The sequence below is a fragment of the Amycolatopsis sp. NPDC049159 genome, assembly GCF_040648295.1.
Lineage (GTDB): Bacteria > Actinomycetota > Actinomycetes > Mycobacteriales > Pseudonocardiaceae > Amycolatopsis > Amycolatopsis pretoriensis_A.
The window spans coordinates 137359-158537 of the sequence record NZ_JBEZDL010000024.1 but is presented as its reverse complement, the minus strand read 5'-3'; the positions used below and the strand labels follow the sequence as shown (position 1 = coordinate 158537).

Here is a 21179-nt window from a genome sequence, read left to right as displayed (position 1 = left end):
TCAGCGTTCGACTTGCATGTGTTAAGCACGCCGCCAGCGTTCGTCCTGAGCCAGGATCAAACTCTCCAACAATGAACAGTTTAATCGAGGCAATTTAATGCTCTCAAAGGAACCTCATACGAGGTTCAATACATAAGCTCTACTGGCTTAGTTCACTAGCACACTGTTGAGTTCTCAAGCAACACACTTCGGACCGCCGCGCTGCGAAGCGCCTTGGTCTTCGGCTTTTGTTTCAAGCTTTGTTCCAGGGATACCACCCTGGATCGGGACCACCCACTCTACCACGACTGTGGGAGCTTGGTTCGTGTTCCCGGCGGCCACCCGGTTTCCCTGGCGACTTGGAGAACTTTACATGCCCCCGAAACCCCCTTGCACAGGGGGGTCCCTTTTTCGCGCCAGGCCGCTGACCTGCACCGATCGGCGCTCACCGCGGCTGCGGCTCCCCGTGCGTCGCGACGACCGTCAGCGCGACGAGCGCGGCCGCCAGCACGGCGGTCACGTGGACGGGCGCCGGCGTGAACGACGCCGCCAGGACGAGGACCGCCGTCACCGGGAACCCGATGGCGATCGGGCGGCACTCGTTGGTCGGGCCGATGTGCAGCAGCCACACGCTCAGCAGGAAGACCGCGACCGGCACCGTCGTGGCCATCGCCGCCGCCACGCCGCGGAGGTCGTGCAGCGCGCCCGTGTCGTAGGCGACCGCCACCTCGAGCCCCGCGCCCACCGCCGCGGCCGACGCGAAGATGAAGTAGTGGCCGTAGCCCCAGCTCATCGACGTGAACATGGTCGGGCGGCGGACGAGCCGCGCGTGGCCGGGACGGTCGAAGTACAGCCACCACATCGAGAACACCAGGACGAGCGCGGCCGCGGCCAGCGAGATCAGCGCGCCGAGGTGGCCCGGCTCCGCGGTCCCCTCCTTGAGCGCGTTCGTCGCGCCGAGGATCACCTCGCCGAGCACGATCAGGGTGAACAGGCCGTACCGCTCGGCGATGTGGTGCGGGTGCCACGTCGTGCCCTGCCGGCGTTCCGCCCACACCGGCACAGCCATCTCCAGGACGGCGAACACGACGAACGCGGGCAGCTGGGCACCGTGCGGCACCCACAGGAACGCGACCCACAGGACCTGCACCCCCGCGATGCCGGCCGCGTACCGCAGGGCGGCCGGACGGCACGACGGGTCGGACCGTGCGGCGCGCAGCCACTGGACCACCAGCGCCAGCCGCATCAGGACGTACCCGGCGACCATCAGCCGGAAGTCGCCTTCGAAGGCGCTCGACACAGCCGCCGCGACGGTCAGCCCGCCGGCGATCTGCACGAGCGTCGCCAGCCGGTACGGCACGTCGTCGGTGTCGAACGCCGAGGCGAACCAGCTGAAGTTCAGCCAGCCCCACCAGATCGCGAAGAACACCATCGCGAACGACAGGACGCCGTGGCCGGTGTGGCCTTCGGCCAGCGCATGGTGCAGCTGCGCGGCCGCCTGGCCGACCGCGACCACGAAGCAGAGGTCGAACAGGAGTTCCAGCGGCGTCGCGACGCGGTGGTGCTCACCGCGGTCCCGCGATCGCATGGGGCGGCGCCACACCCGGATCTCCGGGCGCAACGGCTGTTCGGTCATCGGTGCTCCCCGGGCTCGTGCCTGTCGGACGCCGTCATCCCACATGATCACGAGCCGGTGCGCAAAACCCGACACGAAGAACGGACGGGCCCGGTTCCCCCTCCCCCGGGCCCGCCCGCGCCGTCACGCGCCGGCGGCACCGACGGGCAGCCCTTCCGCGAGTGCCGGACGGTCCCCCGCGGACGCCGACAACTCACTGGACGGAAGGTGACCGAGCGTGTCCATTCCCTCGAACTCCGGACGCCTCGATCGCTCAAGCCGGTCACCCCATCCCCGGGTGGCCGACTGATTGCCACTGTCGGTAGCCGAAGCCGCGCAGTGAAGGCTCCATAAGATCTACCCGGTCGCTCTGCGTAGCACCAGGGAATTCCCGCGCTCGTCACCCGGATGGAGCATCGCAGCTCTGCGGAAAGTAGTGTCTCAGCCCCGCTGGACGTCCGCGGCCGAGCTGTGCGCCTCCCGCGCTTCGCGCTCTTCTACCGAGGCGCGGTGCCGGCGCGCCCGGAGCTCGGCGACCGCCAGCGCCAGCGCGCCGCACGTCAGGACGGCCGCGCAGCTGAGCGCGACGGTCAGCGCGACCGGGTAGGCCGAGCCCGTACCCACGACCGCGCCGAACACCGAAGCGAGCACCGCGGTGCCGATCGCGGTGCCGATCCGCTGCCCGGTCTGCAGCGCGCCACCCGCGACGCCGGCCATCCGGACCGGCACGCATTCGAGCGTCAACGTCGTGTTCGGCGAGATCACCATCCCGCCGCCCACGCCGGCGAACAGCAGCGGCAGCGCGAACGCCCAGCCGGACGACGCGGGCGGGACCAGCTCGGCGAGCAGCGCGACGAGGAGCAGGCCGAGGGCGACCATGCCCAGCCCCGTGACGGTGAGCCGCCTGCCGAAGCGGGGCACCAGCCGCCCGGCGACGGCCGCCGACACCGCCGAGCCGAGCGCGAACGGCGTCACCGAGAGCCCGGACTGCAAGGGCGAGTAGCCGAGGCCCTGCTGGAAGAACATGGCGAAGACCAGCCAGATCCCGGCGAACCCGCAGAAGTAGAGCGCGCCGACCGCCGCGCCGGTCGCGTAGCCGGGGGTGCCGGTGAACAGCCGCGTGTCCAGCAGCGGCGTCCGGCCGCGCCGGGACACCGAGTGCTCCCAGCGGATGAAGGCGACGCCGAAGACCAGGGCGATCGGGAACAGCCACCACAGGCGCGCCAGGCCGTCGTCGTCCGATTCGACGACCGGCAGCAGCACGCCGAGCACCGCGACCGCGAGCAGCACGATGCCCACGAAATCGATCTCCGACCGGATCTTGAGCTGTTTCTTCTCGCTGCGCGGCAGCAGCCGCAGGGCCAGCGCGAACGCGAGCACGCCGATCGGGACGTTGACGTAGAACACCCAGCGCCAGCCGTCCTCGGCGCCGAAGACCGCGATGATGGCGCCGCCGAGGATCGGGCCGACCGCCGTGGAGATCCCGACGACGGCGCCGAACATCCCGAACGCCCGGCCGCGCTCGGCGCCGCGGAAGAGGTCCTGGATCAGGCCGGTGTTCTGCGGGGTCAGCATGCCCGCCGCGATGCCCTGGGCGAGGCGGGCGAGCACCAGCGTCGTCTCGTTCGGGGCCGCGCCGGCCAGCGCGCTCGTGACGACGAAGGCGGCGAGGGCGCTGAGGAACATGTTCCGGCGGCCGAACGCGTCCCCGAGCCGGCCGCCGGTGACCAGGACCAGCCCGAACGCCAGCGCGTACCCGGACACGACCCAGCGGATCCCGCCGCTGCTCGCGTGCAGCCCGGACTGCATCGACGGGAGGGCGACGTTGACGATGCTGACGTCGAGCAGCCCCATGAACCCGGCCGTCAGCGAGACGGCGAGCGCTTTCCAGCGGCGGGGGTCGGGTTCGTGGGTCATCCCGTCCAGCAAACACGAAGGGCGGGGTCCGCGCGCGTTGTGCCCGCGAACCCCGCCCTCCGGGGGCTCACGTCGACGCGGTGATGCCGCGGATGCCCTTCAGCTCGCCGATCAGCATGGAGCTGACCTTCACCGGGTAGTCGTGGAGCGCGAACACCGTCTGGTTCCGGCCCACCAGCTTGAGGTGGACCATCGTTTCGCCCTTGTGGGCGAGCAGCGTGGACCGCAGCTCGCTGACCACCGACTGGTCGATCTTCTCCGCCGCGGCCAGCAGGACCAGCGGCGGTTCGTCGTCGCCGTTGCCGGTGCCGACCTCGGACAGGTCGAGCGTCGCGAGGCCGCCGCCGAAGATCGACATCTTGTCCTCGCGCCAGTTGACCCGGCCCTTGACCAGCACCGCGTTGTCCTCGATCAGCTCACTCGAGAACAGCGCGTACGACTTCGGGAAGAACAGCACCTCGAGCGAGGCGTCCATGTCCTCGACCGTGCAGATCGCCCAGGGCTCGCCCTTCTTGTTGACCCGCCGCTCCAGCGACGTGATCAGCCCGGAGATGACGATCTCGCCTTCGCGCGGCGGATCGGCGAGGATCCCGGCGATCGGCTTCGGGGCGTGCTTGCGCAGGATCCGCTCGGCGCCGTCCAGCGGGTGCGCCGAGACGTACAGGCCCAGCATCTCGCGTTCGTAGGCGAGCAGCTGCTTGCGCGGGTACTCCTCCTCGCCGAACTTCAGGTGCGCGAGCGGCGAGGAAGAAGCCGCTGCGGTGTCGTCTCCGTCGTCCCCGCCGAAGCCGAACAGGTCGAACTGGCCCATCGCCTCCTGGCGCTTGAGCGGGACGACGGCTTCGACCGCGTCTTCGTGGACCTGGATCATCGACAGCCGCGTGTGGCCGAGCGAGTCGAACCCGCCCGCCTTGATCAGCGATTCGATGACCCGCTTGTTGCAGGCCACCAGCTCGGACTTGTCGAGGAAGTCGGTGAAGGAGGCGTACTTCCCCTTCTCCTCGCGGGTCTTGATGATCGACTCGACGACGTTCGCGCCGACGTTGCGGACGGCACCCATGCCGAAGCGGATGTCGTCCCCGACCGCCGCGAACCGCAGGGCCGACTCGTTGACGTCCGGCGGCAGCACCTTGATGCCGAGCCGGCGGCACTCGGACAGGTAGACCGCCGACTTGTCCTTGTTGTCGCCGACCGACGTCAGCAGCGCGGCCATGTACTCCGGCGTGAAGTTCGCCTTGAGGTACGCGGTCCAGTAGGAGACCAGGCCGTACGCGGCCGCGTGGCTCTTGTTGAACGCGTAGCCGGCGAACGGGAGGATCGTGTCCCAGAGCGCCTTGACGGCCTCGGCGGAGAACCCGCCCGGGACCAGCTCGCTCGCCTTCATCCCGGCTTCGAAGCCCTCGTACTCGAGGTCGAGGACTTCCTTCTTCTTCTTGCCCATCGCGCGGCGGAGCACGTCCGCGCGACCCATCGTGTACCCGGCCACCTTCTGGCCGATGTGCATGATCTGCTCTTGGTACACGATCAGGCCGTAGGTGTCGGCCAGGATCTCCCGCAGCGGCTCGTCGAGCTCCGGGTGGATCGGCTTGACCTTCTGCCGGTTGTTCTTCCGGTCGGCGTAGTCGTTGTGCGCGTTCATGCCCATCGGGCCGGGGCGGTACAGCGCGCCGACCGCGACGATGTCGTCGAACACCGTGGGCTCCATGCGGCGGAGCAGGTCTCGCATGGGGCCGCCGTCCAGCTGGAACACGCCGAGCGTGTCGCCGCGGGCGAGCAGCTTGTAGGTCTCCGAGTCCTCGACGCCCAGGGTGTCGAGGTCGATGTCGATCCCGCGGTTGGCCTTGATGTTGTCGATCGCGTCGCCGATGACCGTCAGGTTCCGCAGGCCCAGGAAGTCCATCTTGAGCAGGCCGATGGCCTCGCACGAGGGGTAGTCCCAGCCGGTGATGATCGAGCCGTCGTCGCGCTGCCAGAGCGGGATGGCGTCGGTCAGCGGGTCGCACGACATGATGACCGCGCAGGCGTGCACGCCCGCGTTGCGGATCAGGCCCTCGAGACCGCGGGCGGTCTCGAAGATCGTCTTGCACTCTTCGTCGGTCTCGACCAGCGCGCGGACCTCGGCGGCCTCGCCGTAGCGCTCGTGCTTCGAGTCGACGATGCCCGAGAGCGGGATGTCCTTCGCCATGATCGGCGGCGGCAGCGCCTTGGAGATCTTGTCCGCGATCGCGTAGCCCGGCTGCCCGAAGTGGACGCGCGCGGAGTCCTTGATCGCCGCCTTGGTCTTAATGGTGCCGAAGGTGATGACCTGGGCGACCTTGTCCGCGCCGTACTTCTCGGTGGCGTACCGGATCATCTCGCCGCGCCGGCGGTCGTCGAAGTCGATGTCGATGTCGGGCATGGAGACGCGCTCGGGGTTCAGGAACCGCTCGAACAGCAGCTTCTGCGGGATCGGGTCCAGGTTGGTGATGCCGAGGACGTACGCGACGAGCGAGCCGGCGGCCGAACCTCGGCCCGGGCCGACCCGGATGCCGACCCGGCGGGCGTAGCTGATGAGGTCGGCGACGATGAGGAAGTAGGCCGGGAAGCCCTTCCCGATGATGACGTCGAGCTCGATCTCGATCCGCTGGTTGTAGTACTCGTCCGGCACGCCGTCCGGGAAGCGCCACTTGAGACCGCGCTGGACCTCTTCGCGCAGCCAGCCGCCCTGGTCGTAGCCCTCCGGCACCTCGAAGAACGGCAGCCGGTCCTTGTGCGCGTAGACGTCGTCGTAGGACTCGACGCGCTCGGCGATCAGCAGCGTGTTGTCGGCCGCGCCGGGCACCTCCCTGTCCCAGTACTCGCGCATCTCGGCGGCGGCCTTGAGGTAGTAGCCGTCGCCGTCGAACTTGAAGCGGGTCGGGTCGTTGAGGGTCTTGCCCGCCTGGACGCACAGCAGCGCCGAGTGCGTGTCGGCCTGGTCCTTGGTGACGTAGTGCGAGTCGTTGGTGGCGATCGGCTTGAGGTCGAGCAGGCGGCCGACCTCGAGCAGGCCCTCGCGGACCGACCGCTCGATGGGCAGGCCGTGGTCCATCAGCTCGAGGAAGAAGTTGTCCGCGCCGAAGATGTCCTTGTAGTCGGACGCGGCCTGGATCGCCGCTTCCTTCTGCCCCAGCCGCAGCCGGGTCTGCACCTCACCGGACGGGCAGCCGGTGGTGGCGATGATGCCGGCGTGGTTTTCGGCGATCAGCTCGCGGTCCATGCGCGGCTTGCGGTAGTAGCCCTGCATGCTGGCCAGCGAGGACAGCTTGAAGAGGTTCCGCAGCCCGGTGGCGTTCTGCGCGAGCATCGTCATGTGGGTGTAGGCACCGGCGCCCGAGACGTCGCCGCCCTCGCCCAGCTCGTCGGAGCCGCGCTGGTTCGACTGCCCCCAGAAGACCGGCTTCTTGTGGAAGCGGCTCTCCGGCGCGATGTAGGCCTCGATGCCGATGATCGGCTTGAGGCCGTGCTTCTTCGACTGCTGGTAGAACTCGTCGCCGCCGTACATGTTGCCGTGGTCGGTCATGCCGACCGCGGGCATGCCGAGGCGCGCCGCCTCCGCGAAGAGAGGGGCGATCTTCGCCGCACCGTCGAGCATCGAGTACTCGGTGTGGACGTGCAGGTGGACGAAAGAATCGTTCGACACCAGCGAAAACCTCCCCTGTCTGGATGGGACCGGCGCGCCCGGGTCCCCCAGCCTATCCCGCACTCACCGGGCTCGATTGTGCGCCTCTGGGGGCCGGGAGCGGAGGCACGACTCGCACTCATTTCGGGCGGTGATGATCACGGCACGCGGTGCGGCCGGGCGATCACGCGGAGCGGCCGGCGGGGTAGGCGAGGACGACCGCCGCGGGTACGGCGGCTCCCGTGAAGCCGCCGGTGAGGTGAGCCACAGCCGCGCCCGCTCGCGTTGACACCCGGGGGTGCGGGACCGAGCATTCCCCGCATGAACCTGTCTGACAGCCAGACAGCCGGACAAGGTGGTCCTCGCCGGGTGAGTGCCATGGAAGCCGTGCTGGCGCACCTTCGGCGGCTGATCGAACGCGGGGACTACCCCGTCGGCGCCAAGCTGCCTTCCGAAGCGTCCCTGAGCAGGGAGTTCGAGGTCAGCCGGTCGGTCATCCGGGAAGCGCTGCGCGGTCTGCAGGCCCTCGGGATGACCGAGTCCAAGACCGGCAAGGGCACCTTCGTCACCGCGACCGGGCCCGCCGAGAACCCCACCTTCGGGCCCTACTCCGCCCGGGACCTCATCGAGGTGCGCCGGCACGTCGAGATCCCCGTCGCCGGGTACGCCGCCCTCAGGCGCGACCAGGACCACCTCGACCTGCTCGGCCACCTCCTGGACCGGATGGACGCCGAGACCGACAACACCGCGTGGGTCGCGCTCGACTCGCTCTTCCACATCACCATCGCCCAGGCTTCGGGCAACCCCGTGTTCGGGAAGGTGATCGAAGAGATCCGGGACGCGCTGGCCCGCCAGTCCGCCTTCCTCAACCAGCTCGGCGACCGGCGCGCGCGGTCCGACGCCGAACACCGCGAGATCGTCACGGCCATCGCGAGCGGCTCCGAAGCGGACGCCGTCGCCGCCATGACCGCGCACCTCGAGCACGTCGAGGCCACCCTGACCAGCATCGTGAACGGGGACCAGTGACCGAACAGACCCTCACGCCGTCAGCCGACGCGGGCGACGCCGGCTACCAGAAGGCGCTCAAGCCCCGGCACGTGAACATGATCGCCATCGGCGGGGCCATCGGCACCGGCCTCTTCCTCGGGGCCGGCGGCCGGCTCGCCCAGGCCGGCCCGGCGCTCGCGATCGTCTACGCCGTGTGCGGGCTCTTCGCCTTCTTCGTCGTCCGCGCGCTCGGCGAGCTCATCCTGTACCGGCCCTCCAGCGGCGCCTTCGTCTCCTACGCCCGCGAATTCATGGGCGAGAAGGGCGCGTACGTCGCCGGCTGGATGCACTTCCTCAACTGGTCGACCACCGGCATCGCCGACATCACGGCGATCGCGCTCTACGCGCACTTCTGGTCGTTCTTCTCGCCGATCCCGCAGTGGGTGCTCGCGCTGATCGCGCTCGCCGTGGTCCTGACGCTGAACCTCGTCTCGGTGAAGCTGTTCGGCGAGATGGAGTTCTGGTTCGCCATCGTCAAGGTCGCCGCGCTCGTGCTGTTCATGGCGATCGGGATCTTCCTGCTGGTGACGCAGACGCCGATCGACGGCAGCGTGCCGGGCCCGCAGCTGATCACCGAGCACGGCGGGATCTTCCCCACCGGCCTCCTGCCGATGGTGCTGATCGTGCAGGGCGTGGTGTTCGCCTACGCCTCGGTCGAGCTGGTCGGCGTCGCCGCCGGCGAGACCGAGAACCCGGAGAAGATCATGCCGAAGGCGATCAACTCCATCATGTGGCGGATCGCGGTGTTCTACGTCGGTTCGGTCGTGCTGCTCGCGATGCTGCTGCCGTGGAGCTCCTACACGAAGGACCAGAGCCCGTTCGTCACCGTGCTCTCCCACCTCGGCGTGCCCGCCGCGGACAGCGTGATGAACCTGGTCGTGCTCACCGCCGCGCTGTCCAGCCTGAACTCCGGCCTCTACTCGACCGGCCGCATCCTGCGGTCGATGGCGACGGCGGGCTCGGCGCCGAAGTTCACCGGCGTGATGAACCGCAACCACGTGCCCTACGGCGGGATCCTGCTCACCGCGGCCGTCTGCGTGCTGGGCGTCGGGCTCAACTACGTCGTGCCGAAGGACGCCTTCGACATCGTCCTGAACTTCGCCGCGATCGGCATCCTCGCCACCTGGGCCATCATCGTGCTCTGCCACCTGCTGTTCGTCCGCAAGGCCGAGCGCGAAGGCTTCGAGCGGCCGTCGTTCCGGCTGCCGTTCTCGCCCTGCACCGAGATCGCGACGCTGGTGTTCCTCGCCGCCGTCGTCGTCCTGATGGGCTTCGACGAGACCGGCCGGATCACCCTCCTGGCGCTGCCCGTGATCCTCGTCGCGCTGGTCGTGGGCTGGTTCGCCGTGCGCAAGCGGATCGACATGCGCGCGTTCGACGAGGAGGGCGTGTGAGTCACGAACCCCTGGTCGAGCTGGTCCGCGGTGGCCTGGTCGAGGGCGTGCACCACGGCTCCCTGGTCGTGCTCGCCCCGGACGGCACGACGCTGTTCGCCGCGGGCGACCCGGACGTCCCGATGTACCCGCGCTCGACGGCGAAACCGTTGCAGGCCACGGCGATGGCGCGGCTCGGGCTGCGCCTGTCCCCCGCCGGCTTCGCGATCGCGGCGGCCAGCCACTCCGGCGAGCGGATGCACCTCGACGCCGTCGCGGACGTGCTCGGCGGCCGCTCCCCCGACGCGCTCGGCAACCCGGCCGACTTCCCCTACGACCCGGTCGAGCGCGACGACTGGCTCGCGGCCGGCCGCGCCCCGAGCCGCGTGGCACACAACTGCTCGGGCAAGCACGCGGCGATGCTCGCGACGTGCGACCTGAACGGCTGGGACATCGGCGGCTACCTCGATCCGGCGCACCCGCTGCAGCGCGCGATCGCCGCCACCGTCGAGGACCTGACCGGGCACGGCATCGAGCGCGTCGCCGTCGACGGCTGCGGCGCGCCGCTCTTCGCGACGACGCTGCGCGGGCTCGCCACCGCCGTTTCGAAGATCGCCACGGCCGCGCCCGGGACGCCGGAGCACCTGGTCGCCGACGGCGTCCGGCGGCACCCCGAGCTGGTCGGCGGCAGCCGCCGCGACGTCACCGCCGTCATGCGCGCGGTGCCGGGGCTGCTCGCGAAGGACGGCTTCGAGGCCGTCCAGGTCGCCGCGCTGCCGGACGGCACGGCGATCGCCGTCAAGATCGCCGACGGCGGCGACCGGGCGCGCTACCCGGTGCTGGCCGCCGCGCTGAAGCTGTGCGGCATCGACGTGCCGCCCGGCCCGGAAAACCTGCGTTTCGTCGGAAACCTGCCCGTGGGGAGCCTGCGATGACCACCCGCCGCGAACACGACCTGCTCGGCGACAAGGACGTCCCCGCCGACGCGTACTGGGGCGTGCACACCGCCCGCGCCCGCGAGAACTTCCCCATCACCGGCACGACGATCGCCGCGTACCCGCACCTGGTCGAGGCGCTCGCGTCGGTGAAGGAGGCCGCGGCGCGCGCCAACGCCGAACTCGGTCTCCTCCGGCCCGAGATCGCCGACGCCATCACCGGGGCCTGCCGGGAGATCCGCGAAGGCGCGCTGCACGGCGAGTTCGTCGTCGACGTCATCCAGGGCGGCGCCGGGACGTCGACCAACATGAACGCCAACGAGGTGATCGCGAACCGCGCGCTCGAACTGCTCGGGCACGCCAAGGGCGACTACCACGTCGTGCACCCCAACGAGCACGTCAACCTCGGGCAGTCCACGAACGACGCCTACCCGACCGCGGTCAACGTCGCGACGATCATCGCCGTGCGCGAGCTGGCCGAGTCGATGGTCGTGCTCGAAAAGGCGTTCGCGGCCAAGGCCGTCGAGTTCCACGACGTGCTGAAGATGGGCCGCACGCAGCTGCAGGACGCGGTCCCGATGACGCTCGGCCAGGAGTTCGGCACCTACGCGGTGATGCTCGGCGAGGACCGGTTGCGGCTGAACGAAGCCGTTGCCCTGCTGCACGAGATCAACCTCGGCGCGACCGCCATCGGCACCGGCCTCAACGCCGCGCCGGGGTACGCCGAAGCCGCGTGCCGGCACCTGCGCGAGATCACCGGGCTGCCGGTGGAAACGGCAGCGGACCTCGTCGAAGCCACTCAGGACTGCGGCGCGTTCGTGCACCTTTCGGGGGTGCTCAAGCGGATCGCCGTCAAGCTCTCGAAGAGCTGCAACGACCTGCGCCTGCTGTCCTCGGGCCCGCGCGCCGGCCTGAACGAGATCAACCTGCCGCCGGTGCAGGCCGGGTCGTCGATCATGCCCGGCAAGATCAACCCGGTCATCCCCGAGGTGGTGAACCAGGTCGCGTTCGAGGTGATCGGCAACGACGTCACCGTGACGATGGCCGCCGAAGCCGGCCAGCTGCAGCTCAACGCGTTCGAGCCGATCATCCTGCACGCGCTGTCGGAGAGCATCACGCACCTGGGCGCCGCCTGCCGGACGCTGGCCGAGAAGTGCGTTTCGGGGATCACGGCCAACGTCGACGTCCTGCGCTCCTACGTCGAGAACTCCATCGGGCTGGTGACCGCGCTGAACCCGGCCATCGGCTACGCGGCCGCGACGGAGATCGCCAAGGAGGCGCTGGCCACCGGCCGGGGCGTGGCCGAACTCGTGGTCGAAAAGGGCCTGATCCCGGCCGAAGAGCTGGCCAGGCTGCTGCGTCCCGAGACGCTCGCCCGCGCGAACTGAGGTACGGTCGGATCCGGAAGGATCGACTCCGCTTCGGCTGACAGGGGACCCCGTGCTGGACCGACTTGTCGACAAGCTGCTCGGGCTCCCGCGTGCCGAAGGGCCGAAGCCGGTCGTGACGCGCGACCTCGAAACGACGATGCCCGACGGCGTCACGCTGCTGGCCGACCGGTACGCCCCCGAGGGGACCACGCCGGCGCCGGTGGTGCTGATCCGCACGCCGTACGGGCGCACGGGCCTGCTGTCCAAGCTCTTCGGCGACACCTTCGCCCGGCACGGGCTGCAGACGGTCATCCAGAGCACGCGCGGCTCGTTCGGCTCCGGCGGCGAGTTCCGGCCGTTCCACCTCGAGCGCGAGGACGGCGTGGCGACCGCGGAATGGCTGCGGGAGCAGCCGTGGTGCGACGGCCGGGTCGCCATGGCCGGCGCCAGCTACCTCGGGCACACGCAGTGGGCGGTCGGCCCGTACCTCGAACCTCCCCTCGAGGCGATGTGCCTCGGCGTGACCGCGTCGGAGTTCGTCTCGACGTTCTACCCGGGCGGTGTGCTCGCGGCGGACAACATGGTGTCCTGGTCGGCGATGATCGGCCGCCAGGAAGAGCGGTTCGCCGCGCTGCCCAACCCGATCCAGAAGCGCAAGACCCGCCGCGCGATGGCGCACCTGCCGCTCAGCGGCGCCGACGTCGCCGCGATCGGGAAGCCGGTGCGGTTCCTGCAGGACATCACCACCCACTTCGTGCCGGACGACGACTACTGGGTGATGTCCGACCACAGCGCCGAAGTCGCGAAGCTCGACGTCCCGGTGTCCATGGTCACCGGCTGGTACGACCTGTTCATCCGCGGGCAGCTGCGCGACTTCCGGATCCTCGCCGAAGCGGGCAAACAGCCGCGGATCACCATCGGGCCGTGGGCGCACGGCGAGCCGGCGAGCATGGGCCCGATGATCCGCGACCAGCTCGGGTTCCTCCGCGCGCACCTGCTCGGCGACCGCGCCCAGCTGCAGCGCTCGCCGGTCCGGCTGTTCCTGCAGGGCGCGAACTCCTGGCTGGACTTCGAATCGTGGCCGCCGCCGTCGACGGCGACCGCGTCGCACCTGCGGCCGGTCGGCGGGCTCGGCGAGGTGGCCGAGCAGGCGCTGCCGGCGACGTTCACCTACGACCCGGCCGACCCGACCCCGGCGGTCGGCGGTCCCCTGCTCACCGGCGACACGAAGCAGCGCGACAACCAGGAGGTCGAGGCCCGCCCGGACGTGCTCGTCTTCACCGGCGAGCCGCTGCCCGCGGACCTCGACGTCATCGGCGACGTGGCCGCGACCGTGCACGTGCGCACCGAGCTCGGCCACGCCGACGTCTACGTCCGCCTCTGCGACGTCGACCCGGACGGCGTGTCCCGCAACGTGACCGACGGGATCCTCCGGTTGCGCCCGGGTTTCCCGGCCGCGGACCCCGACGGCGTGGTGACGGCGGAGATCGACCTCGACCCGACGGCGTACCGCTTCCGCCGCGGCCACCGCCTGCGCGTCCAGGTGGCGGGCGGCGGCTTCCCCCGCTTCGCGCGCAACCACGGCACGGGCGAACCGATCACGTCGGCGGTGGACGGCAAACCGAACCGCTTCGAGATCTTCCACGACGCGGCCCGGCCGTCCCGGATCACGCTGCCGGTGTTCAGCCGCTGACGGCCCGGTGGTGGCTGGTCACCCGGCCGTCGTTCAGGACCTCCACCACCGCGCGTCAAGCGGAGTCACTCGGTGTGCGATGCGCACCGGCCGCTTGTGGGCATCGCCGCCACCCGGTCAGACGGCACCGGGCGCTCCCGTCGAGACATCCAGCGTGGGCTTTCGAGCCGGTGGACAACCGAATAGAGCTCAGTCGTCGACTTCGGCGGGAGCGTTCTGCTGAAGACAGCCGAGGTGTGCGCTGCCGACCGCATCTCCTGCTCGAAATCGAGAGACTCGGTGGAGGCCGCGACGCTGACACTCAGCTCCTCGGCAACTCCCACAGCAGCGGCGATTCCCACACCCGTCGCCGACAGCCATGACGGTACGTTTCCCCAGTCGAGCCCGAGGCAAGCCATGGGTTCCCCTCCGCTTCGCGCACGAAGCGCAAGGCACCGGGCGCGCGCCTCGCCGAGGACCGGTCAGCCGACGACCCGGTGGTGGCTGGTCACCCGGCCGTCGTCGTGCAGGACGTGCAGCAGCAGGGACGGCGGCCGCTCGTGGTCCAGCGGGCCGCCGTCGGCCCAGCCTCGGTCCGCGCCCGGCTCGACCGGCAGCAGCGACTGCGAGACGACGCCGGGCGCGATGCGCAGCGGCACCCCGGCGAACACCGTCGAGGCGCCGGTGTGCACGTGCCCGGCCAGCAGCGCCTTCACGCGGGGATGCCGGGCCAGGACGGCGGCCAGCCGCTCTTCGCCGCTCTGGCGGATCGCGTCCACCAGCGGGACGCCGACCTCGACCGGCGGGTGGTGGAAGGCGACGATCGCCGGGCCGTCCCCGCCGGAAAGCACGCCGTCGAGCCAGTCCAAGGTCGAGTCGGCGAGGAAACCCGCACCCGCACCGGGGATCGTCGAATCGCACAGGGCGAACAGCACGCCGCCGACCTCACGGGCGAAGTCGATCGGCTCGTCGGACGGCGCAGAGCCGAGCAGCCCGGCCCGGAACTCCGCGCGGACGTCGTGGTTGCCCGGGCAGACCAGCACCGGCGCCGGGTGCTCGAGGAGCTCGGCGGCGCGCGCGTACTCGGCGGCCGCGCCGTGGTCGGCGATGTCGCCGGTGACGACGACGGCGTCGACCGGCCGCGCCAGCCCGCCCAGGTAGGCCATCACGGCGGCGACGCGTTCTTCGGCCCGCGGCTCGCCGTCGAGGTGGAGATCGCTCAGGTGCGCGATGATCATCGATCGTCCTTCCCCAGGTAGGCCAGTGCTTTCACCCAGTTGCGGACGAGCACCGCGGACGCGGCGGGCAGGTCGCCCTCGCGCAGGGCCGCGGCGATCCGGCGGTGCTCGCCGATGCTCTCCGCGGCCCGGCCCGCCCCGCCGAAGTAGCACGATTCGTACCGCTTGAGCAGCGGCTTGGTCTGCCCGAGCAGCCGCAGCAGGTGCGGGTTCGGGCAGCGGGACAGCAGCAGCGCGTGCCACCGGTCGTCCACATCGGACAGATCGCCGCCGTCGGCCAGCACGGCGTCCATTTCTTCGGCGACGGCGTCGAGCGCGTCCGGCAGCCCGGCCAGCTCCAGCGGCGACGTCCAGCGCAGCGCGAGGGCTTCGAGCTCGGCGACCAGCGGGTAAAGCCGGCGGGCCTCGTCCGGGTCGAACGGCGGCACGAGGAAACCGCGGCCGGGCGCGGAGACGAGCAGGCCCCGGTCGGCGAGCCCGATCAGCGCTTCCCGCAGCGGCGTCCGGCTGACGCCCAGCTCACGGGCCAGGTGCACCTCGTTGACGCGGCTGCCGGCGGCGAGCCGGCCGTCGAGCACGCGGGCGGTGATCCGCTCGATGAGGTCGCTGCGCAGCGGGGTCCGGGCCATGGCCGGAAGTATTGCATACAGTACCCATCTACTGTATTCAGTTGGTATGGCCTTCGACGTCGAGCGCGCACGCCGTGAGACCCCCGGCTGCGCCGAAGTTGTCCACCTGAACAACGCGGGCTCCGCGCTCCCGCCGTCCGTCGTGACCGACACGGTCGTCGACTACCTGCGCCACGAGGCGCTGACCGGCGGGTACGAAGCGATCGCCGAGGCGTCGGACCGCTTCGACGCCGTGTACGCGTCCGCGGCGCGGCTGGTCGGCGCCGGACCCGACGACATCGCCCTCACCGACAACGCGACGCGCTCGTGGCAGGCGGTGTTCTACGCGCTGCCGTTCGGTCCCGGCGACCGGATCCTCACCTCCCGCGCGGAGTACGCGAGCAACGCCATCGCGTTCCTGCAGGTCGCCAAGCGCACGGGCGCGGTCGTCGAGGTGATCGGCGACGACGAGTCCGGGCAGCTGGACGTCGAGGAGCTGCGCCGGCGCGTGGGCGGCGACGTCAAGCTGATCGCCGTCAGCCACGTGCCCACCCAGGGCGGCCTGGTGAACCCGGCCGAGGAGATCGGCGCGATCGCCGAGGCCGCCGGCATCCCGTTCCTGCTCGACGCCTGCCAGTCGGCGGGCCAGCTCGACCTCGACGTCTCCCGCCTGAAGTGCGACGCGCTGTCGGTGACCGGCCGCAAGTACCTGCGCGGCCCGCGCGGCACCGGCTTCCTCTACGCGCACCCCCGGCTGCGGGAGCGGCTGGAGCCGGCGATGCTCGACCTGCACTCCGCGAGCTGGACGTCGCCGGCGGAGTACGTCGTCGACCCGACCGCCAAGCGCTTCGAGGTGTGGGAGAAGGACTTCGCCGCCGTCCTCGGCCTCGGCGCCGCCATCGACTACGCGCTCGAGTGGGGCCTGCCGGCCATCGAAACGCGGGTCACTTCGCTGGCCGCCACACTGCGCGAACGGCTGACCGAAGCCGGCGCCCGCGTGCGCGACATCGGCGCCCGCCAGTGCGGCATCGTCACCTTCACCGTGGAGGGCACGCCGGCCAAGGAGATCAAGGCCCGGCTGGCCGAAGCGGGCATCAACACGTCGGTGTCGTCACGGCCGTCGGCCCAGTACGACTTCACCGCGCGCGGCCTGCCGGACCTGCTCCGCGCTTCGGTGCACTACTACAACACCGAGGACGAGATCGACCTGCTCGTGCGGCAGATCGAGAAGCTCTAGAAGGCGTTGACGCCGGTGAGCTCGGCCGACACCGTCCACAGGCGCTCGGCCAGGGCGGGGTCGATCGCGTAGTCCTTGACGCCCGTGCGCGTGCCGTCGGCCGGGGCGGGCTCGGCGACGTCGCAGTCTTCGAGGTAAACGCCACCGAGGCCGTCGAGCTGCGGGGACGTCGCCGCCCAGACCTGTGTTGCGGCGCCCTGCTCCGGCGTCTTGGCACCGCCGGTCACCCGGCCGTCGGCGTCCACCATCCCGGCGTCGACCAGCTCCTGCCGGTCGAGGTGGCGCACGAGGTCGGTCAGGATCCGGCCCGGGTGCAAGGAAAACGCACGGACGCGGTCCCCGGCGAGCTTGTCGAGCCGGACCGCGAAAAGCACGTTCGCCGTCTTGGCCTGGCCGTAGGCGAGCCACTTGTCGTAGCCCCGCCGGAATTCGAGGTCGTCGAAGCGCACCGGGCCGTAGTGGTGGCCGCGCGAAGACACCGAGACGACGCGGGCGCCGTCGGTGAACGCAGGCCAGAGCCGGTTCACCAGGGCGAAGTGGCCGAGGTGGTTGGTCGCGAACTGCGCCTCCCAGCCCGGTCCGACGCGGGTCTCCGGCGACGCCATGATCCCGGCGCTGCCGATGAAGACGTCGATCCCCCGGCCCGAAGCGAGGAACCGCTCGGCGAAGGCGCGAACGCTGCCGAGATCACCCAGGTCGAGTTCGTCGACTTCGACGTTCCCGATGCCCCGCAACGCTTCTTCGGCGGTGGCCCGCCGCCGGGCCGGGACGACGACGTGCGCGCCCGCCGCGGTCAGCGCCCTGGTGGTTTCCAGGCCGAGGCCGGAGTAGCCGCCGGTGACGATCGCCAGCTCGCCGGTCAGGTCGATCCCCGCGACGACCTCGGCCGCGGTGCTTTCGGCCCCGAACCCGGAGCCGATCTTGTGCTGTGGGGTGCTCATGCTCCCGACAGTAAGAGCTGGAGCGGACTCCAGCGCAAGTTCAGTCCTTGAGCAGCTGGCGCGCGATCACGAGCTTCTGGATCTCGCTGGTGCCCTCGTAGATGCGGAACAGGCGCGCGTCCCGGTAGATCCGCTCGACCGTCACCCCGCGGACGTACCCCATGCCGCCGTGCACCTGCACCGCGCGGTCGGCGACCCGGCCGAGCATCTCCGTGCAGAACAGCTTCGCCGACGACGGCCCGAGCTTGCGGTCCTCGCCCGAGTCGTACTTGGCGGCGGCTTCGTGCACCATCGCGCGACCGGCCGCCAGCTCCGCGTGCGACTCCGCGAGCAGCGCCTGGACCAGCTGGTACTCCCCGATCACGCGGCCGCCCTGCCGTGCGGTCCGCGCGTACTCGACGGCTTCGGCGAGCGCGCGTTCGGCCATGCCGACGCACAGCGCGGCGATGTGCAGCCGGCCGCGGGCGAGCGAGGCCATCGCGATGCCGAAGCCCTTGCCCTCCTCGCCGACCAGCGCGTCCACCGGCAGCTCGACGTCGTCGAAGACCACCTCCGACGTCCACGCGCCGGCCTGGCCCATCTTGGCGTCGTGCGGGCCGACGGTGACCCCTTCCGCGCCGGCGGGAACCAGGAACGCCGAGATGCCGCGGCTGCCGGTGCTTTCGAGGTCGGTGCGCGCGAAGGCGACGAAGACCTCGGCCAGCGGCGCGTTCGTGATGAACCGCTTGGTTCCCGAGAGCCGGTAGCGGTCGCCGTCGCGGACCGCGCGGCTGGTCAGCCCGCCCGGGTCCGAGCCCGCCTCGGCCTCGGTGAGCGCGAAGGAGGCGATCGCCTGCCCGGCGGCCAGCCGCGGCAGCCAGCGGGTGCGCTGATCGGGCGTCCCGTAGTGCACGATCGCCTGGCCGGCGATGCCGTTGTTGGTGCCGAAGAGGGACCGGAACGCGGGCGTCGTCCAGCCGAGCTCGATCGCCAGCCGGACGTCCTCGGCCATGGCGAGGCCGAGTCCGCCGTACTCCTCCGGCAGCGCCCAGCCGAACAACCCGAGTTCGGCGGCCTTCTCCCGGATCCCGGCCGGGATCTCGTCGTGCTCGTCGATCTCCGCCTCGCGCGGCACGACCTCCTTGCGCACGAACTCCCGCACCGCGCCGAGGACCTGCCCGAAAACGTCCGCGTCCATGCGTCGCACGGTACCCGGTAGCGTGCGGTGCGTGAGCACCTTCTTCGACGTCGCCGAGCAGCACCCGGGCAGGCTCGCGGTGCTCGCGCCCGACGGGACCGCCGCGACCTTCGGCGAGCTGGCGGCGCGGGCGAACCGGCTGACGCACGCGCTGCACCGGCTCGGGCTCGGGCCGGGCGACGGCGTCGTCGCGATCGTCCACAACGGACTCCCCTACTTCGAGCTGCTGTTCGCGACCCTGCAGGCCGGGATGTACTTCACCCCGGTCAACTACCGGTCTTCGCCTGCCGAAGTCGCCTACGTGGTGGCGAACAGCGGCGCCCGGGTCGTCGTCGCGGAGGCGGCCATCGCGCGGGAGTGCGACCTCGACGTGCCGCGGTTCTCGATCGGTGCGGCCGGGGGCTGGGGCGACTACGCGACCTGGGGCAAGGACGAGCCGTCGACGCCGCCCGAGCCGCGGACCGCGGGCCAGACGATGCTCTACACGTCGGGGACCACCGGGCGGCCCAAGGGCGTCCGGCGCGCGTTGAGCGGGAACCCGCCCGCGCTGCACCCGATCCACCGCGACCTGCTGGCCGCGTTCGGCGTTCTCCCGGGGCCGGGGGTGCACCTGGTGGCGTGCCCGCTCTACCACGCGGCGCCCGGTTCGTTCGCCGTCAACGCGATGCACCTCGGGCACAGCGCGGTGCTGATGGACCGCTTCGACGCCGAAGGGACGTTGCGGCTCATCGAACGGCACCGCGTCACGAGCACCCACCTCGTGCCGACCATGTTCCACCGGATGCTGCGGCTGCCCGAAGACGTCCGCGCGCGGTACGGCACGTCGAGCCTGGTGAGCGTGATCCACGGCGCGGCGCCCTGCCCGCGTGAGGTCAAGGAGCGGATGATCGCCTGGCTCGGCCCGGTGGTGCACGAGTACTACGGCGCTTCGGAAGGGCTGATCTGCGGCGTCACGGCAGCCGGGTGGCTGGCCGCGCCGGGCACCGTGGGCCGGCCCTTGACCGGCGTGCGGCTGAAGATCCTCGACGACGACGGCACCGAGGTCCCGGACGGCGAGCCCGGCACGATCTGGTTCAGCTCGGCCCACACCGCGATCAACTACCTGGGCGATCCGGAGAAGACCGCGGCGAACCGGTCAGGCGAGTTCATCACCGTCGGCGACTTCGGGCACCGCGACGCCGAAGGCCGCGTCTTCCTGCTCGACCGCCGGACCGACCTGATCCTCTCCGGCGGCGTCAACATCTACCCGGCCGAGGTCGAGGCGCGGCTGCTCTCGCACCCCGACGTCGCCGACGCGGCCGTGATCGGCGAGCCGGACGACGAATGGGGACAGCGCGTGATCGCCGTCGTCGAGCCGGTGCCCGGCGTTCTCCCGGGCGACGACCTGGCCGCGCGGCTGGCCGAGCACTGCCGGGCCGAGCTGGCGGGGTTCAAGACGCCGAAGCGGTTCGACTTCACCGATCGCCTGCCGCGCACCGAATCGGGCAAGATGATGCGGCGCACCCTGCGCCCGTCCTGAGGAGTACCGCCCGATGCGCAAACTCGTCACGATCCTCGCCACGACCGCCCTGGCCGTCACGCTGGCCTCCGGGACCGCGTCCGCGACGCCCGGCAGCGGCGTCGCCGGCACCGTCCTGGCTCAGAAGACCATCGGCAAAACCGACTACACCCTGCGGGAAATCACCATCCAGCCCGGCGGCTACACCGGCTGGCACTTCCACGACGGCACGCTCTACGCGTACGTGAAGGCCGGGACGCTGACGCACAACCTGGCCGACTGCAGCCTCGACGGCGTCTTCGGCACCGGGCGCGCGTTCACCGAGAAGCCCGACCAGGTGCACATCGGCCGCAACCTCGGGTCGACGCCGCTGGTGCTGGAGGTCCTGTACGTGCTGCCGGCGGGCAGCCCGCTGTCGGAGGACGCGCCGGACCCGGGCTGCGGGTACTAGCTCGTGAACCAGCCCGCGGCGTCCAGCCGGTAGGCCGCGGGCCCGACGACCTTGCGCAGGTCGGCTTCGAGCGCGCCGACGCGCTCGGCGCCGACCGCGCGCGCCCACTCCGCGCGCAGGTCGTCGAAGATTTCCGCCGACTTCGTGAGCGCGTCGACGCCGTGCGCGCTGAGCCGCACGATCTTGCGGCGCGCGTCGGCGGGGTCGTCGGCGCGTTCGGCGTACCCGAGCGCTTCCAGCCGTTCGACGGTCTTGCCCGCGGCCTGCTTGGACACGCCGAGGCGGCGGCCGATCTCCGACGCCGTCGCGCCCTGTGCGCCGATGGCCTGCATGGCGAAGCCGTACGACGGCCGGACGTCCGGGTGGCCGCGGCGCGCGAGCTCGGCGTGCAGGCGGTCGATGAGCGTGCGGAAGCCGCCGAAGAGGAGGAAGGGCAGCTCGTAGCCCGGCGGTTCGGTCATCGCCCCTTGCCCTTTTCGAC

16 protein-coding genes and 1 rRNA gene are annotated in these 21179 nt (G+C 71.0%); 8 read left to right on the top strand and 9 right to left on the bottom strand.

Annotated elements, in window-relative coordinates; all coding sequences use genetic code 11:
- From AB0B33_RS37690 to dnaE, 4 genes are all read right to left on the bottom strand, one after another.
- Window positions 1-72 (bottom strand): 16S ribosomal RNA (locus AB0B33_RS37690); the annotation flags it as partial.
- Window positions 73-424: 352 nt separating this feature from the next.
- A complete protein-coding gene (locus tag AB0B33_RS37685; protein WP_360781035.1) occupies window positions 425-1615 on the bottom strand; it encodes a low temperature requirement protein A in 1191 nt (396 codons plus the stop codon).
- A gap of 420 nt (window positions 1616-2035) precedes the next feature.
- Window positions 2036-3511, bottom strand: a complete 1476-nt coding sequence (locus tag AB0B33_RS37680; protein ID WP_360781032.1) for an MFS transporter — start codon at window positions 3509-3511, stop codon at window positions 2036-2038.
- A 67-nt stretch (window positions 3512-3578) separates the two neighbouring features.
- A complete protein-coding gene (gene dnaE, locus AB0B33_RS37675) occupies window positions 3579-7172 on the bottom strand; it encodes a DNA polymerase III subunit alpha (protein ID WP_360781030.1) in 3594 nt (1197 codons plus the stop codon).
- Between the two features lie 357 nt (window positions 7173-7529).
- Between dnaE and AB0B33_RS37670 the strand changes: the two genes are divergently transcribed.
- Genes AB0B33_RS37670 through AB0B33_RS37650 form a run of 5 tightly spaced genes read left to right on the top strand, consistent with a single transcriptional unit; the run spans window position 7530 to window position 13569 of the window.
- Window positions 7530-8177, top strand: coding sequence for a FadR/GntR family transcriptional regulator (locus AB0B33_RS37670; protein ID WP_360781044.1), 648 nt, complete (start codon window positions 7530-7532; stop codon window positions 8175-8177).
- Window positions 8174-9592 (top strand): amino acid permease, encoded by a 1419-nt coding sequence (locus AB0B33_RS37665; protein ID WP_360781027.1) that lies wholly within the window; start codon window positions 8174-8176, stop codon window positions 9590-9592. The genes AB0B33_RS37670 and AB0B33_RS37665 overlap by 4 nt, the downstream gene beginning before the upstream one ends.
- Window positions 9589-10506 (top strand): asparaginase, encoded by a 918-nt coding sequence (locus tag AB0B33_RS37660; protein WP_360781024.1) that lies wholly within the window; start codon window positions 9589-9591, stop codon window positions 10504-10506. The genes AB0B33_RS37665 and AB0B33_RS37660 overlap by 4 nt, the downstream gene beginning before the upstream one ends.
- Window positions 10503-11894 carry an aspartate ammonia-lyase gene (locus AB0B33_RS37655; protein WP_360781021.1) on the top strand — a complete coding sequence of 464 codons (1392 nt, stop codon included), beginning with the start codon at window positions 10503-10505 and terminating at the stop codon, window positions 11892-11894. The genes AB0B33_RS37660 and AB0B33_RS37655 overlap by 4 nt, the downstream gene beginning before the upstream one ends.
- A 52-nt stretch (window positions 11895-11946) precedes the next feature.
- Window positions 11947-13569, top strand: coding sequence for a CocE/NonD family hydrolase (locus AB0B33_RS37650; RefSeq protein ID WP_360781018.1), 1623 nt, complete (start codon window positions 11947-11949; stop codon window positions 13567-13569).
- A gap of 461 nt (window positions 13570-14030) precedes the next feature.
- On the opposite strand, the gene AB0B33_RS37645 is transcribed toward AB0B33_RS37650, so the two are convergent.
- Together AB0B33_RS37645 and AB0B33_RS37640 are read right to left on the bottom strand one after the other, a co-directional pair.
- Window positions 14031-14786, bottom strand: coding sequence for a metallophosphoesterase (locus tag AB0B33_RS37645; protein ID WP_360781015.1), 756 nt, complete (start codon window positions 14784-14786; stop codon window positions 14031-14033).
- On the bottom strand, window positions 14783-15415 hold the full coding sequence (locus AB0B33_RS37640; RefSeq protein WP_360781012.1) for a GntR family transcriptional regulator: 633 nt from the start codon (window positions 15413-15415) through the stop codon (window positions 14783-14785). Before AB0B33_RS37640 ends, AB0B33_RS37645 begins: the two co-directional genes overlap by 4 nt.
- Before the next feature lie 46 nt (window positions 15416-15461).
- On the opposite strand from AB0B33_RS37640, the gene AB0B33_RS37635 reads away from it, so the two are divergent.
- Window positions 15462-16631, top strand: a complete 1170-nt coding sequence (locus AB0B33_RS37635) for an aminotransferase class V-fold PLP-dependent enzyme (protein WP_360781009.1) — start codon at window positions 15462-15464, stop codon at window positions 16629-16631.
- On the opposite strand, the gene AB0B33_RS37630 is transcribed toward AB0B33_RS37635, so the two are convergent.
- Together AB0B33_RS37630 and AB0B33_RS37625 are read right to left on the bottom strand one after the other, a co-directional pair.
- On the bottom strand, window positions 16628-17572 hold the full coding sequence (locus AB0B33_RS37630; protein WP_360781007.1) for an SDR family NAD(P)-dependent oxidoreductase: 945 nt from the start codon (window positions 17570-17572) through the stop codon (window positions 16628-16630). The genes AB0B33_RS37635 and AB0B33_RS37630 overlap by 4 nt on opposite strands.
- Window positions 17573-17612: 40 nt before the next feature.
- The gene (locus tag AB0B33_RS37625; RefSeq protein ID WP_360781004.1) at window positions 17613-18749 is read right to left on the bottom strand and encodes an acyl-CoA dehydrogenase family protein; all 1137 of its coding nucleotides are present in this window, start codon (window positions 18747-18749) and stop codon (window positions 17613-17615) included.
- Window positions 18750-18780: 31 nt separating this feature from the next.
- Between AB0B33_RS37625 and AB0B33_RS37620 the strand changes: the two genes are divergently transcribed.
- The gene (locus AB0B33_RS37620) at window positions 18781-20268 is read left to right on the top strand and encodes an AMP-binding protein (protein ID WP_360781001.1); all 1488 of its coding nucleotides are present in this window, start codon (window positions 18781-18783) and stop codon (window positions 20266-20268) included.
- Window positions 20269-20281: 13 nt separating this feature from the next.
- Entirely contained in the window at window positions 20282-20698 is a 417-nt protein-coding gene (locus AB0B33_RS37615; protein WP_360780998.1) for a cupin domain-containing protein, read from the top strand.
- On the opposite strand, the gene AB0B33_RS37610 is transcribed toward AB0B33_RS37615, so the two are convergent.
- Entirely contained in the window at window positions 20695-21159 is a 465-nt protein-coding gene (locus AB0B33_RS37610) for a MarR family transcriptional regulator (RefSeq protein WP_247012667.1), read from the bottom strand. The genes AB0B33_RS37615 and AB0B33_RS37610 overlap by 4 nt on opposite strands.
- Window positions 21160-21179 lie beyond the last annotated feature (20 nt).

What these genes read in the sequence shown, in the direction of transcription:
- AB0B33_RS37685 (WP_360781035.1), bottom strand. Translation starts at nt 1,615, where the DNA reads ATGACCGAACAGCCGTTGCGCCCGGAGATCCGGGTGTGGCGCCGCCCC.
- AB0B33_RS37680 (WP_360781032.1), bottom strand. Translation starts at nt 3,511, where the DNA reads ATGACCCACGAACCCGACCCCCGCCGCTGGAAAGCGCTCGCCGTCTCG.
- AB0B33_RS37670 (WP_360781044.1), top strand. Translation starts at nt 7,530, where the DNA reads ATGGAAGCCGTGCTGGCGCACCTTCGGCGGCTGATCGAACGCGGGGAC.
- AB0B33_RS37655 (WP_360781021.1), top strand. Translation starts at nt 10,503, where the DNA reads ATGACCACCCGCCGCGAACACGACCTGCTCGGCGACAAGGACGTCCCC.
- AB0B33_RS37645 (WP_360781015.1), bottom strand. Translation starts at nt 14,786, where the DNA reads ATGATCATCGCGCACCTGAGCGATCTCCACCTCGACGGCGAGCCGCGG.
- AB0B33_RS37640 (WP_360781012.1), bottom strand. Translation starts at nt 15,415, where the DNA reads ATGGCCCGGACCCCGCTGCGCAGCGACCTCATCGAGCGGATCACCGCC.
- AB0B33_RS37635 (WP_360781009.1), top strand. Translation starts at nt 15,462, where the DNA reads ATGGCCTTCGACGTCGAGCGCGCACGCCGTGAGACCCCCGGCTGCGCC.
- AB0B33_RS37630 (WP_360781007.1), bottom strand. Translation starts at nt 17,572, where the DNA reads ATGAGCACCCCACAGCACAAGATCGGCTCCGGGTTCGGGGCCGAAAGC.
- AB0B33_RS37625 (WP_360781004.1), bottom strand. Translation starts at nt 18,749, where the DNA reads ATGGACGCGGACGTTTTCGGGCAGGTCCTCGGCGCGGTGCGGGAGTTC.
- AB0B33_RS37615 (WP_360780998.1), top strand. Translation starts at nt 20,282, where the DNA reads ATGCGCAAACTCGTCACGATCCTCGCCACGACCGCCCTGGCCGTCACG.
- AB0B33_RS37610 (WP_247012667.1), bottom strand. Translation starts at nt 21,159, where the DNA reads ATGACCGAACCGCCGGGCTACGAGCTGCCCTTCCTCCTCTTCGGCGGC.